Origin of the sequence: Halomonas denitrificans (assembly GCA_019800895.1) — a bacterium.
GTDB lineage: Bacteria > Pseudomonadota > Gammaproteobacteria > Xanthomonadales > Wenzhouxiangellaceae.
In genome coordinates this window covers 184,118-198,310 of record JAHVKF010000003.1, presented here as the reverse complement: position 1 = coordinate 198,310, position 14,193 = coordinate 184,118, and the positions used below count along the sequence as shown (strand labels likewise).

Below are 14,193 nucleotides of genomic sequence, written 5' to 3'. Positions count from 1 at the left end.
TGGACAGCCCGACGGGCAGCGGAGACAATGCGATACATCATGGAACGCATTCTACGTACCGGCCCCGACACGGTGCTGTTCGATTCCGAGCGCCTGGACGCGCCGGCCATCGACTGGTTCGATCCCGCCCACTGGCAGGCGCAGGGCGCCGTGGTCGAGCGATTCGGCGGCCGCGGCGAAACCGTGGCGATCGACGGCCCGTTCGGTAAGGCCGTCCTGAAGCGCTACCATCGGGGAGGCCTGGTTCGTCACGTCGTCCGGCGGCGCTACGCCTGGGCCGGCCTGGAGCGAGCGCGAAGCGTGCGCGAGCTGCGCGTCCTGCGCGCCCTGTTCGACGCCGACCTGCCGGTGCCCGAGCCGCTCGCCGCCCACGTCCGGCGCGTCGGCCCGGTCTACGAGGCCGCCCTGCTGACCGCCAGGATCGAGGGGGCCCGCCCACTGAGCGAGGTCGCATCGGACTTCGATGCAGCGCGCTGGGCCGACGTCGATGCCCTGGTCGAACGCTTCGCCCGTGCCGGCCTGCGGCACCCCGACCTGAACGCCACCAACCTTCTCGTCACCCCGGACGACCGACTGTGGATGGTCGATTTCGATCGGGCGACCATCACCCACCGCCCCGTCAACCCCGCCCCGATGCATGCGAGGCTGGCGAGGTCGCTGGACAAGCTAGGGATCCATCGAAACTAGGCGCTCACCGGAGCCGCCGGACTGTGGGAGGCCGCTTGCGGGCGAACCGCCAGACCGCAGCCCTGTGGGAGTGAGCTTGCGAGCGAACCGCCAAGCCGCAGGCCTTCGCTCGCAAGCTCACTCCCACAGCCTGGGCCTACTCGAGGCTTGCGGAATCGGGCGCTCAGCGTCGCGTCCGAAATACCCAGTCACAGATCGGCCAGGTGATGTTGAAGTTGCCGTGTGCCATCACCGTCGGATCATGGTGCGTGCGGTGCAGCCGCTGCAGGCGTCGCAGGCCGGGAACACGGAACACCCGCGAGTCGCCCGGCAGGTGGTAGGCCAGGTGCAGCACTTCGTAGCTGAAGTAGTAGCCCAGCGCGGTGACCACGAACAGCCAGGCGACGTTGGCCGACAACAGCCAGGTCAACAGCAGCCCGGCCGGCAGCGCGAAGGCGCCGAAGAAGAACACCAGCAGCGACGGCGGAAACAGGATCGCGCGCAGGTCCGTCAGCCCGTCCATGTCCATCTCCTCGGCGGTGAAATAGCGGTGGTGCTGCACCGTGTGCCGTTCGTGGATCAGCCCCAGGCCCCGGCGACGCCGGTGCATCACGAAGCGGTGGCCGAGGTATTCGGCGAGGTTGGCGTAGAGGAAGGTCAGGGGAACGGCCAGCCATTCCCGGGGCTCGACGGCGTCGAGCATCACGATGCCGGCCGTCATGCCGCCGATGCAGAACACGGCGATGAACAGCATGTGGCGCAGCCCCGAGTAGCCGGGCGGCAGATAACGCGCGCAGTACTCCGGTCGATAGGCGCGGCCAGTGGCCATCGGACGCTCGTTGCGTTGAATCCCCCGGCGATGCTGCCACGGCCGACCCCGCCGGGCAAGCCGTGCCGTGAGCGGCGCGCCCCGGCAGCGTCCATCCGGCCCGAAGCTTCGCTTGCCGGCACTCGGTGAACGCGCGCCGACCGGCGAAGGCCGAGGCGCGCCACCCACGGTCGCCCGCTACACTGGGCCCATCATCGCAACGGAGTCGACCATGTCCCAGTCCGTCAGCGGCGCGAAGCGCCTGGTCGAATGCCTGGAGGCGGAGGGGGTCACGCGCATCTACGGCGTGCCGGGCGAAGAGAACCTGGACCTGCTCGACGCCCTGCGCGAGTCGTCGATCGACGTGGTGGTCACCCGCCACGAGCAGGCCGCGGGCTTCATGGCCGCCGCCGAAGGCCGCCTGACCGGCCGACCCGGCGTCTGCCTGTCCACGCTCGGACCGGGCGCGACCAACCTCCTCACCGCGGCCGCCTACGCCCAGCTCGGCGCCATGCCGATGGTGATGATCACCGGCCAGAAGCCGGTCCGCACCTCCAAGCAGGGCCACTTCCAGATCCTCGACGTGGTCGACTTGATGCAGCCCGTGTCCCACTACACCCGCCAGATTCCATCCTCGGAGCTGATCCCGTCCCACGTCCGCGAAGCCTTCCGCAAGGCGTCGGAAGAGCGGCCGGGCGCCGCGCACCTCGAACTGCCCGAGGACATCGCCCGCGAAGCGACCGACGCGCCGGTCATCCGGACCAGCCTGACGCGCCGGCCCGTGGCCGAGGAGAAGGCCGTCGCCGCTGCGGTCGAGGCGATCGAGAAGGCCGAGCGTCCGCTGCTGATGGTCGGCGCCGGCGCCAATCGCAAGCGACCCTCGCGGATGCTCCGCGCCTTCGTCGAAAAGACCGGCATCCCCTTCTTCTCGACCCAGATGGGCAAGGGCGTGGTCGGCGAGACCGAGTCCTGGATGGGCACCGCCGCGCTGTCGGACGGCGACTACGTCCACCGCCTGATCGACCAGTCCGACTGCATCGTCAACGTCGGCCACGACGTGATCGAGAAGCCGCCCTTCTTCATGCACGAAGACGAGACGCGCACGGTCATCCACGTCAACTTCTTCACCGCCGAGGTCGACCCGGTGTACTTTCCCCAGCTCGAGGTCACCGGCGACATCGCCAACGCCATCTGGCAGATCACCGAGCGCATCGAGGTCCAGGACCACTGGGACTTCGGCTTCGCGAAACAGGTTCGAAAGGCGCTGCTCGAAGACCTGGAAGCCGGCCGATCGATGGACGATTTTCCGATCCACCCGCGCCGCCTGGTGCACGCGGTGCGCGACGCGCTGCCGGAAGACGGCATCGTGTCGCTGGACAACGGCCTGTACAAGGTCTGGTTCGCCCGCAACTTCCGCACGATCCGGCCGAACACGCTGCTCCTCGACAACGCGCTGGCCACCATGGGCGCCGGACTGCCGGTCGCGATGAGCGCAAAGATGGCCCTTCCCGACCGCAAGGTGCTGGCGGTCTGCGGCGACGGCGGCTTCATGATGAACTCGCAGGAGCTCGAGACCGCCGTCCGGCTCGGGCTGGACCTGGTCGTGCTGATCCTCAGGGACGACGCCTACGGCATGATCCGCTGGAAGCAGGCCGACATGGACCTGCCCGACTTCGGCCTCCAGTTCGGCAACCCGGACTTCGTGCGCTACGCGGAAAGTTACGGCGCCCACGGCCACCGCGCCGAGAGCGTCGAGCATCTCGAGCGGCTGCTCGCCGACGCGCTGGGCGGCTCCGGCGTCCACGTCATCGACTGCCCGATCGACTACGCCGACAGCCAGCACGAACTGTTCGAGGCGCTGCCCGAGCGCAGCGAGAAACTCAGTCCATAATCGACGATCTTGCGACAAACAAAGTCGATTGCTTTTTGTGGGGGAGGCTCAACAGCGATGCGCAGTTTGAGCTGCGCATCGCCTTAGAACCGAGGTCAGCTCGACGATTGACCGGAACAAAGCACTGTGATTTGGTCACCATCATTCGCACTCACAGGATCGTTCAGCAGACCCAGCAACGCTGCGTCGGAATCGAGCTGGAACGACTCGTTCGGGCCGCATTGAACCTCATGCTGAATGATGAACTGCTGGCCACGGGCGGCATTATCGAAGGTGCACTCAAGCAAGCTGGGGCATTGGCCGAGACAGGAATGACCCGGAGGAATCGGCGGGTTCGGATTCCACTGACACCCTGCCGGGACGGTAACCGGCGAAAGCGTATAGGCTGTGACCCCGCCGAATACGATGTCCACGTCGATGGTTTCCGCTTCGCGCGGGCCATGATTTATTACCGTCGTCGTTATAGTCACTCCGGACTGAGCATTGGCGATCGATACATCGGCATCCGCGACTTCCGTCACCGCTCGGCGCACATCCACAAATGGCCCGACGTTTCCTGTAATTGAGGTGCCCTGCGGAATCCCGGTGGCTGCCAAGAACGACCTCATCTGCCGTGAATCTAGCGCCGGAATGCCCAAAGAAAGCGCGGATTCCTGAGCCAGAACTGCGGCACCGGCCACCATGGGCGTCGCCGAACTGGTCCCGTTGAAAATCCCGGTATACGCTCGGTTGATGTCTCCGCCAACCTGCGCGAGCTCCCCGTAGCCGGCGGCGACTACACTCTCTCCCCACCCCTGCAGGTTGACTCGACTACCGAAAGTGGAGAAAGAGAGTCGATCGTGATTGGTATCGGCACTCCCTGCTCCGACGATAATTGCCCCGGAATCCGGCCGTGCTCTCCAGCTTTGGATCAGGGACTCGTTGCTTGTATCCAGATTGGTTGCCCCGTTGCCCGCGGGAGCGAGAACAACAACGCCAGCATCTGTGCCAACCACAGTGATCATGTAGATGCTCGAAAGCACTTCCAGTGGCGCCAACCATGACCCCGGCGTGCCTACCTGAAACTCGAGATAAACCACTTGCCCATCTCCGGCAACTATCGAATCACCAAGGGCATTGCAGAACGCCTCCTCAATCTGGAAGTCAATATCCGTGCCCGTCCAGACACCCGCGCGATAGAATTGCCCATCGGCACCTCGCGTCATCCCAGTAACACCGAACCCGTTGCCCGGGGCCAGGTTTTGGCTTAGCGTCGCAGTTCCGTGATCGACCCAGCCATCCCACAATGAGTTCCCCACGTACCGATCAAGACCGGTCGCTGGATGGCTGATCAAATTTCCCCCAATATCCTCATGCTGAAAGTTATAGGCAATTGACACCTCTGAAAGCCGAACCCCAGTTCCGATTAAGCCGAGATTGTTAGCAAAGTCGAAGTCGCCGCCCGGGTTCGGACCGCGATACAAGGTTTGACTCGGCGGCGGTCCGCTGGAGAAATCTGGAGTTGTGCCGCCACTGGGTGGCGGCCCAGGCGAGGCCTCACGAAGTTCAACAAATTCGACATCGCTATGGAAGACAAGATCATCATATAAGTCCAGCAGCTGCTGCCCACTGAGGGTTGGCGGAAACTCGACCTGGTGCAAGCCTTCAAGGTCCGGCTGAGCCCGACCGGAACGAGTCTCTGCCTGACCCAACAGCGCGTTGATATTCGGGCAAGCACCGCCATTGAGGAGCTGTTCAAAACTAGCCCCGTAATTGGCCGCGATACTTTGCAGTTCTGCCATTGGGGCTTTCGAAGTCAAGGAAACCAACGCCCCTTGCTGCACCCGAGCCTCGACCGAATCGTCGAATTTGACCAGGAGCTCGTATTCACCATTGACCGCCGAAAGCGGCGTGATATCGTTGACGAGTTGCGAGGGGATCGGGACCTGAGGGATTGGCTGGCGCGGCGAAGAAGCGTGCGCGAGCCCAATCGTGATTAGCAGGGTCGAGAGGAGGCAGTAATGTCTAAGCGTTGCGAAGCGTTGCGAAGCGTTGCGAAGCGTTGGATGCCTGAGATTCATGCGAAAATCCTCCGAAGGCGGCAGCGGGCCTGCGGAACTGTCGCAAGATGTGTATTCAACAAGAAAACGATATCGATGACCATTGCCATGGTTATCGCTGCAAGCCCCATTTTTGAGAGTAGCGCCGCAGTAAACCGAACGCAAGTTCATACGTTTCCGCCATCCCTAGGCGGAACCGATTTTCTGCCAGCGCAGAACCCCGGCGGGAGCACCGGGCTCGTCATCAACGGTGCCTTCGGCGTGCAGGAGTTTGGTTGGGGCCTGGCCGCTGGCGATTTCAACGCCGACGGCGTCGACGACCTGCTCGCTGGTTTCGCGCCGAATTCCCCGAACCCGGGCCAACCGCCCGGCGGGGCGGCGCTGATTTTTGGCGGTTCGGATTTGTCCATGGGCCCGGACGGTGTCGAGCTGCTGAACGCATTCCAGGGAACCATCGGCCCGGAGCAGATCGCACTTGCGCTGCATCCGGAGCAGACCGGCTATCGCGTTCGCAACCTCGGTGATCTCGACAACGACGGCATCGACGACCTGGGCTTCAACAAGCGCACGCCGGTTGTCGGCGGTGGATTCCAGGACGGACAGGTGTTCGTCGTCTATGGGGGCCCGACCGTGGCGCAGGACTTTGCCGACTATGAAGCCCTGCTGCCCGAGAACGGCGGCGACGGCACGCGCGGCTTCGTCCTGAGCGGTAGCGACGCCGAGTTCCTCGGCCGCGACTTTTTCGGCGGCGAGGACATCAATGGCGACGGGTTGGACGATTTGATCGTGCTGAGCAACCGCGAATTCGAAACAAATCGGGGAATGGGGATGGCGTGGGTGATTTACGGCTATGGCGACCGAACCTGGCCGGCACAGATCGACCAAGCGGCCCTGAGCACTCTACCTCCGGAACGCGGGTTCGCAATCGTGCCGCCAGTTCTCGAACACATCCCGGCGAGTGACGATGGTTTTTACGACGCCCGATTTGTCGACGATCTGAATCAAGACGGCATTGGCGAGATTGTCTTGTGTCGATCAATCTCGCAGTACCCGGGAACGGATTTCAACGGCAGCTGCTTCTTGTTATTCGGACGGACCGGATCGCAACCGTTTCCCAGCGTTGTGGACCTTGGCATGCTTCTAACTCAGAACGGCGGCGATGGGGCTTCCGGCATGGTGCTGACCGGCGCGAATCGGGCCGCGCTTGGCTCGAACAGTTTGAGTAAAGAGCGTGGTGGATTTGATGTTGGCAATGCCGGCGATTTCGACGGTGACGGTTTCCCGGATCTGGTTATCAACGCGCCGGGCGTCAATGTTCAGAGCGAGGCCTACCTGATCTTCGGCGGTCAACCCTTTCCGGCCGAAATCGATTTTCGCGACGGTTTCGATGCTGTGGCCGGCCAGATTCGGCTGACTCGCTTTCGCTCTGACCAAGAGGCCCCAAGCTCGCTGCTTCACTTCGGCACTGCCATCCAGGGGATCGGCGACGTGAACCACGATGACTTCGATGATGTGGCCATGACCGGCGAATTCGGAATTGACTTGGAAAACACGGGCGCCTGGATCGTGTTCGGCCAGCCGTCGCCGCCGCAGGAGTTCGTCGTCGACAGCTTGCTGGCGCATAACGGCGGTGATGGTCAAGGCGGGTTGTTCGTCCGGGATTTTCCGGACGAGGAGGGCCTTGGCGTTGGGCTGGCGCACGGAGACTTCAACGACGACGGCATCGACGACGTTGCGATCGGCGGGCCTTTGTCCGATCCGGGCGGACGATCCAATGCCGGCAGGGTAGTGATTCTCTACGGCCGCGGGGGCGCAAGGGGCGTTCCCTCGCTGAACAGCCTCGGATTGCTGATGCTGGCCGCCTTGCTTGGACTGCTCGCGGTGGGCGCTCTGCGACGATTCAATACGCTGTAGCCGAGGCATCGGCCGAACGGCGACTTTCAGACTCTGCGCTCACTGCGCCGTCGGCGTTCTGGTGTACATTTCACGACCATTCACTCGAATGACTCGAAGACCATGAGCGCATTCTTCGAGTCAAGTCCCATGCAGCTACCCCCGAAGGACCGCATCGCGAGTTTCGACGTCGACGCCCAGCGGACCTTCACGCCGCTGTGCCCGGACGAGCTTCCCGTGCCCGATGGGGATGCGATCACCTGGGAGCTGAACCGGCAGGCCGAACTCGCCCGCGTCCGCGTCGGCTCGAAGGACGCGCACAGCCCGAAGGCCGCCTGGGTGACCGACGACGCGACAAAGATCGGACAACCCGGCGTCGAGGGCGACAACGTCGAGGAGCACTGGCCGGTTCACGCCGTGCCCGGCACCGAGGGATTCGAGCTCCTGCCGGGCCTGCCCCGCCCCGCCGACTACGACTTCTTCGTCTGGAAAGGCGTGGAGCTCGACATGCACCCCTACGGCGCCTGCTATCACGACCTGGCCGAAACGATGAGCACCGGCGTGATCGAGTGGCTGAAGGCCAGGGGCGTCACCCACGTGCTGGTCGGCGGGCTGGCCACCGATTACTGCGTGAATGCCACCGCGCGCCAGCTTGCCGGGGCCGGCTTTCGAACGATCCTGAACCGGGCCGCCTGCCGCGGCATCGCGCCGGAGACGACCGAAGCCGCCCTCGCCGAGCTGCGCGCCGCCGGCGTGGAGATCGTCGAGTCCAGCGACCACCTGGAACCTTCGACATGATCATCGAATCGCTGCTCGATACGGACATCTACAAGTACTCGATGATGCAGGCGGTGCTGCACCAGTTCCCGGGGGCGGAGGTCGAATACACCTTCAAGTGCCGCAGCGAAGGTGTCGACCTGCGGCCGTTGAAGAAGGACCTGGAGCGCGAGATCGAACACCTCTGCTCCCTGACGCTCGATCCCGACGAGCTGAACTTCCTCGCCTCGCAGCGCTACTTCAAGCGCGACTTCATCGAGTTCCTGCGCCTGTTCCACCTCCAGTCGCGTTTCGTCGAGGTCGGCGAAGCGGACGGGCAGCTGACGATCGCCATCCGCGGTCCATGGCTTCACACGATCCTGTTCGAAGTCCCGCTGCTCGCCATCGTCAGCGAGCTGTACACCCGGCACAGCCACCCGGACCTCGACTTCGCGGACGCACGCGAACGCCTGAAGACGAAGATCGAACAGGTCCGCGCGCTGGATCGCCCGGACGACTTCGTGTTTGCGGACTTCGGCACGCGCAGGCGGTTTTCCCGCGAATGGCACGACGAGGTCGTCGAGACCCTGGCCGACTCGATCCCGAACAGCCTGCGCGGCACCAGCAACGTCCGCCTGGCGCGCGAACTCGGCCTGGTGCCGATCGGCACCATGGCCCACGAGTTCATCCAGGCCGCCCAGGCGCTGGGCCCGCGCCTGGCCGAGACCCAGCGCTTCGCCTTCGAGGTCTGGGCGCGCGAGTACCGCGGCGACCTCGGCGTCGCGCTGTCGGACACCTACAGCCTCTCGGCCTTCCTGAGGGACTTCGACATGTACTTCTGCAAGCTGTTCGACGGCGCCCGGCAGGACTCGGGCGACCCGTTCGAATGGGGCGAGGCCATGATCGAGCACTACCGGAACAACCGCGTCGACCCGAATACCCGCAACCTGATCTTCTCCGACTCGCTCGACATCCCGAAGGCGGCCGAGATCTGGCACCGCTTCCGCGACCGGATCAACGTGTCCTTCGGCATCGGCACCAACCTGACCCACGACACGGGCACCGCGCCGATCAACATCGTGATCAAGATGACCCGCTGCAACGGCCAGCCCGTCGTCAAGCTGTCCGACTCGCCGGGCAAGGTGGTCTCGACGGACCAGCACTACCTGGCCTGGGTGCGCCAGGCCTTCGACGTCCCGGAATAGGTCGACAACCGGGCGGACGCTCGAATCCCGCAGACCATGGCGGCCTGTGGGAGTGAGTTTGCGAGCGAATGCTGGCGAGTGAGCGACACCCGAAGTCGCTGGATCCCGCATCAAGTGCGGGACGACCGGGAGAAGCATCCTGCTCTATCTCCCCGGCCCCCGAGCCGGTCCCAGCGACGCTTTCCTTTCGGTTTCGATCAAAGACACTGCCCCGCATCGAGCGCGGGACGACAGAGTAAAGCCACCCCCTACTCCGTCGCCCCGGCCCCCGAGCCGGGGCCCAGCGACGTTTCAGGATTCAATCAAAGACACTGGGTCCCGCATCGAGTGCGGGACGACAGCAGAGCACCTGTGGGAGCCTGCCTGCAGGCGAACGGGGAATCCGGACCAGCCATCGCGGGCAAGGCCCGCTCCCACACGAGTCTCCCCCGCCTGTCGGGCAGTGGACCAGCATCCAGCAACGGCCCCCTGCATTCGTCGCCCTGAGCTTGACTCAGGGCCCAGTGTCTTCGCGGGTCCGCGTCGCCCCGGCCCCCGAACCGGGGCCCAGCGACGTTGCAGGTTTCGATCGAAGACACTGGGTCCCGCATCGAGTGCGGGACGACAGGGAGAAGCTTCCTGCTCCGTCGCTCCGGCCCCCGAGCCGGGGGCCAGCGACGTTTCAGGTTCGGATCAAAGACACTGGGTCCCGCATCGAGTGCGGGACGACGGGGGACAGCAGTCCTCCCACTCCGTCGCCCCGGCCGACGAGCCGGGGCCCAGCGACGTTTCAGGATTTGATCATAGACACTGAATCCCGCATCAGGTACGGGACGACAGCAGGGAGCCTGTGGGAGCGAGCCTGCTCGCGAACGCCAACATGGCCGGCACCATCGCCCGATTCCGACCTCGACCGGCGGTGCCGGCGGCCGACCCGCGCCGCGTTAGAATCGGAGACTTGTCACTATTGCCTTCGCACGCGGAGAACCCCGATGAACCGATTCACGATCCCGGCCGCCCTGGCCGCGCTGATGCTGCTGTTGACCGCCTGCGACCGGACCCCGCCCGACGAGCCGGCACCGGCTGCCGACGCGGCCGGCACCGTCGCTGCGACCAGCGAAGACGCTGCCGGAGCCGATGGCGAAGCGAGCGGCGACATCGCCATCGATCTGCCCGAGCCGCCGGAATCCGGCTTCGTCACCGACCGCTTCGTCGAGGACCTCGAGACCCTGTCTTCCGACGAGTTCGAGGGTCGGGCGCCCGGGTCGCGCGGCGAGCGCCTGACCGTCGACTACCTGGTCGACCAGTTCGCCGAGGCCGGCCTGGCGCCGGGCTACGGCGACAGCTACCTGCAGCCGGTGCCGATGGTCGAGCTGACCAACCAGGCGCGTTCGGCGCTGTTGATCGAACGCGACGGCGAAGCGCGGGAACTGACCTTCCCCGAGAACATGATCGTCGGCAGCCGCCGCCTCGGTACCGATCCGCACGGCGTGACCGATTCGGAACTGGTCTTCGTCGGCTACGGCGTGGTCGCTCCCGAGTACGACTGGAACGACTACGAGGGCCTGGACGTGGCCGGCAAGACGGTCGTGATCCTGGTCAACGACCCGGGTTTCGCGAATCCGGACGGCGAGCGCTTCAACGGCCGCGCGATGACCTACTACGGCCGCTGGACCTACAAGTACGAGGAAGCCGCCCGCCAGGGTGCGGCCGCGGCGCTGATCGTCCACGAGACCGAGCCGGCCTCCTACCCCTGGGAAGTCGTGACCAACTCCTGGTCCGGGCCGCAGTTCGAGCTGGCCGAGCGCGGCGACGACCCGATCATGGCCCTGGAAGGCTGGATCAACGTCGAGGCCGCCCGCGAACTCTTCGCCAACGCGGGCCTGGACTACGAGGAACAGAAGGCGCGCGCCGCCGAGCCCGGGTTCGAGGCCGTACCGCTCGGCGCGACGGCGACCGCCGAGGTCCGCAACTCCGTTCGCGAGGGCATGTCCTACAACGTGCTGGCCAGGCTCGAAGGCACCGAGCGTCCGGAGGAGACCGTCGTCTACATGGCGCACTGGGACCACCTCGGCCGAAACATGGCCCTGCCCGGCTCGGCCGGCATCTTCAACGGCGCGATCGACAACGCCTCCGGCACCGCCGCCGTGCTGGAACTGGCCCGCATGCACGCCGCGGCCGGTGCGCCCGAGCGCAGCGTGCTGTTCCTGGCCGTGACGCTGGAGGAATACGGCCTGCTCGGTTCCCGCCACTACGTCAACGACCCGATCGTGCCGCCTTCCGAGCACGTCGCGGCGATCAACCTCGACGCGGTCAACTTCATGGCCGGGCCGACCGAGGACATGGTCGTGGTCGGCATCGATTCCTCCGAGCTGGAGCCGATCCTGGAGGCCGCCCTCGACGAGGACGGCCGCGTGATCGTCCCCGAGCCCACCCCGGAAGCCGGGTACTACTACCGCTCCGATCATTTCAACTTCGCCCGCGCCGGCATCCCCGCCCTGTACGCCAAGAGCGGCTTCACCCATGTCGAGGAAGGTGAGGACTACGTGCTGGCGATCGAGCGCGAGTACCGCGACAACCGCTATCACAAGGTCGGCGACGTGTTCGACCCCGACTGGGACTTCCGCGGCGTGGCCGAGGACGCCACCGTGCTGTACCGCGTCGGCCGCTACCTGGCCGAAAACGATGTCTGGCCGAACTGGTACGACGGCAACGAGTTCCGCGCCATTCGCGATCGGCAGCGCCCCTGACCGCCGGCCCCGTCGTCTCGCGTCGGTTCCCGGGCCCGCTCCCGGGAACCGCAGTCCGTCGAGTGTGGCCGATCGATGCCGCGCCGGCGTTCCCTTGAAACACGCCGTGAGCTCCGTCCATGAGTAGCGAATTTCTCGATGCCTTGTCGAGAGTGACCCTGCGCGCCAGCGTGGGGATCGGCAGCATTGACGTCGTCGGCCGTTGGCTGGGCGGCAACCCGGCGCTGCGCGAGCTGTTCGGCGGCCCCGGCAAGGCCGGCGGGGCTCAGGGACACGACGACGGCGCACTGCCCGGCAACCTCCCCGACCTGTTCGAGGGCGAGCATCGTCGAACCGTTCTGGACGCGCTGGAGGGCCTGCGCTCCGGCCGGCGGCTGGCCGACGTGCGCGACCTGGAGTGCCGCCGGCCCGACGGCAGGATCGTCCAGCTGAGACTCGACCTGAGCGTGATCGGCGAGCGCGAGGGCGCGGCCCCCGAGGCGCTACTCGTGCTGGTCGAGGACATCACGGTCGCCAACCGCATCCAGCGCGAGCTGGAGACCAGCGAGGTCCGGCTGCGATCCGTCATCCGGGCCATGGCCGACGGTGTCCTGCTGATCGGCGCCGACGCCTCGGTGGAACTGGCCAACGACCGCGCTGCCGAACTCCTGGGCCGTCCCCTCGACACGCTGCGGGCTAGCTCGCTGGGCGATTTCAACGACCTGGAGTTTCTCGACGCCGAAGGGCGCACCCTGGCCCAGGAAGAGCGTCCCGTCGCCAGGACGGTGCTGACTCGGCAGCCGCAACGGGACGTGCCGCTGGGTCTGCGCCACAGGGACGGCTCCGTTCGCTGGATCGAGATCAGCACCGAGGTGATCGAACTCCAGGGCACCGATCAGCCCTTCTCCGTGGTCGCCACCTTCTCCGACATCACGCGCCGCTACAACGCCGAGCGGCAATTGCGCGACCGGGAAGAGCAGCTGTCGCTGGTCATCGAGGGCGCCAAGCTGGGCTTCTGGGACTGGGACCTGGAGAGCGGGGAGTTCGCCTTCAGCGACGCGGCCGCCGAGCGCCTCGGCTATTCGCCCGACGATGTCGCCCCGCATCGCGACGCGCTGCTCGACCTGGTTCACCCGGACGATCGGCAGGCCCTGATCGAGCGCTGGGCGGCGCACCTCGACGGCTCCAAGCGCGAATTCCAGATGGACGTGCGCCTGCGGCGAAAGTCCGGTGGCTACGAGTGGCGCCTGGTGCGCGGCCGGGTGGTCCGCCGGAACGAGAACGACGAGCCGAGCCGCATGGCCGGCACCGTGATGGACATCGGCGAGCGCAAGCAGCTCGAGGCCAAGCTGCAGGAACTGGCCACCGTCGACGGCCTGACCGGCGCGTTCAACCGCCGGTACGGCCAGGAACGACTCGAAGCGGAGGTGGACCAGTCCCATCGACTGGGCCACCCGGTCGGCTTCGTCCTGCTCGACATCGACCATTTCAAGCAGGTCAACGACCGTTTCGGGCACGGCGTCGGCGACCGGGTCCTTGCGCGCGTGTCCGAGTTGCTGCGCGATCGCGTCCGCCGGACCGATACGGTGGCGCGCTGGGGCGGAGAGGAGTTCGCGATGATCCTGCCCGGCACGGACGCCGACGGTGCGGCCGGCTTCGCCCAGACCGTGCTCGACGGCATGGCGGCGATCGAGACGCCCGACGGCGTGCCGCTGTCGGCCTCGCTGGGCGCGGTGTCGCTGCGCAAGGACGAGAGCGCCACCGAGCTCGTCCGGCGTGCCGACCGGCTCATGTACCGGGCCAAGCAGTCGGGGCGGGCGCGCGTCGAGGTCGAGAAGGACGACTGAGCGCCGGCGCCGCACCAGCCGCGCGACCCCAGCACAGAGCCTGTGGGAGCCTGCCTGCCGGCGAACGGGGAATCAGGACCTTCCATCGCGGGCAAAGCCCGCTCCCACACGGGTCTCCCCGGCCTCTCGGGCAGTGGACCAGCATCCAGCGACGGCCCCCTGCATCCGTCGCCCTGGGCTTGACTCAGGGCCCAGTGTCTTTCCGGATCCGCGTCGCCCCGCCCCCGAGCCGGGGTCCAGCGACGTTTCAGTTACCGATCAAAGTCACTGGGTCCCGCATCGAGTGCGGGACGACAGGGTTCAGGAGATCTCGGCACTGCAGCACGCACGCGTCGACGGAATGGCTTCCATCGGCCCTCTTGCACCGTCGCGCCGGCCCC

9 protein-coding genes are annotated in these 14,193 nt (G+C 66.0%); 7 read left to right on the top strand and 2 right to left on the bottom strand.

Translation table 11 applies throughout. The features are described from left to right. The first annotated feature begins 39 nt into the window (after positions 1–39). Complete coding sequence (locus KUV67_09455; GenBank protein ID MBY6205106.1) at positions 40–687, top strand: 3-deoxy-D-manno-octulosonic acid kinase; 648 nt, start codon at positions 40–42, stop codon at positions 685–687. 163 nt (positions 688–850) lie between these two features. Here the strand turns inward: KUV67_09455 and KUV67_09450 are convergent, their stop codons facing one another. Continuing rightward, a complete protein-coding gene (locus tag KUV67_09450; GenBank protein MBY6205105.1) occupies positions 851–1,495 on the bottom strand; it encodes a sterol desaturase family protein in 645 nt (214 codons plus the stop codon). 211 nt (positions 1,496–1,706) lie between these two features. On the opposite strand from KUV67_09450, the gene KUV67_09445 reads away from it, so the two are divergent. After that, a complete protein-coding gene (locus KUV67_09445; GenBank protein MBY6205104.1) occupies positions 1,707–3,365 on the top strand; it encodes an acetolactate synthase large subunit in 1,659 nt (552 codons plus the stop codon). A gap of 95 nt (positions 3,366–3,460) precedes the next feature. Here the strand turns inward: KUV67_09445 and KUV67_09440 are convergent, their stop codons facing one another. Then, on the bottom strand, positions 3,461–5,425 hold the full coding sequence (locus KUV67_09440) for a S8 family serine peptidase (GenBank protein ID MBY6205103.1): 1,965 nt from the start codon (positions 5,423–5,425) through the stop codon (positions 3,461–3,463). A gap of 75 nt (positions 5,426–5,500) precedes the next feature. On the opposite strand from KUV67_09440, the gene KUV67_09435 reads away from it, so the two are divergent. From KUV67_09435 to KUV67_09415, 5 genes are all read left to right on the top strand, one after another. Next, entirely contained in the window at positions 5,501–7,318 is a 1,818-nt protein-coding gene (locus tag KUV67_09435) for an integrin alpha (GenBank protein MBY6205102.1), read from the top strand. A 129-nt stretch (positions 7,319–7,447) separates the two neighbouring features. Further along, positions 7,448–8,095: an isochorismatase family protein gene (locus KUV67_09430; GenBank protein MBY6205101.1), complete on the top strand. Its 648-nt coding sequence runs from the start codon at positions 7,448–7,450 to the stop codon at positions 8,093–8,095. Continuing rightward, the gene (gene pncB, locus KUV67_09425; GenBank protein ID MBY6205100.1) at positions 8,092–9,258 is read left to right on the top strand and encodes a nicotinate phosphoribosyltransferase; all 1,167 of its coding nucleotides are present in this window, start codon (positions 8,092–8,094) and stop codon (positions 9,256–9,258) included. The genes KUV67_09430 and pncB overlap by 4 nt, the downstream gene beginning before the upstream one ends. 971 nt (positions 9,259–10,229) lie before the next feature. Next, entirely contained in the window at positions 10,230–11,987 is a 1,758-nt protein-coding gene (locus KUV67_09420; GenBank protein ID MBY6205099.1) for a M28 family peptidase, read from the top strand. Positions 11,988–12,106: 119 nt separating this feature from the next. Continuing rightward, on the top strand, positions 12,107–13,813 hold the full coding sequence (locus KUV67_09415) for a diguanylate cyclase (GenBank protein ID MBY6205098.1): 1,707 nt from the start codon (positions 12,107–12,109) through the stop codon (positions 13,811–13,813). Positions 13,814–14,193 lie beyond the last annotated feature (380 nt).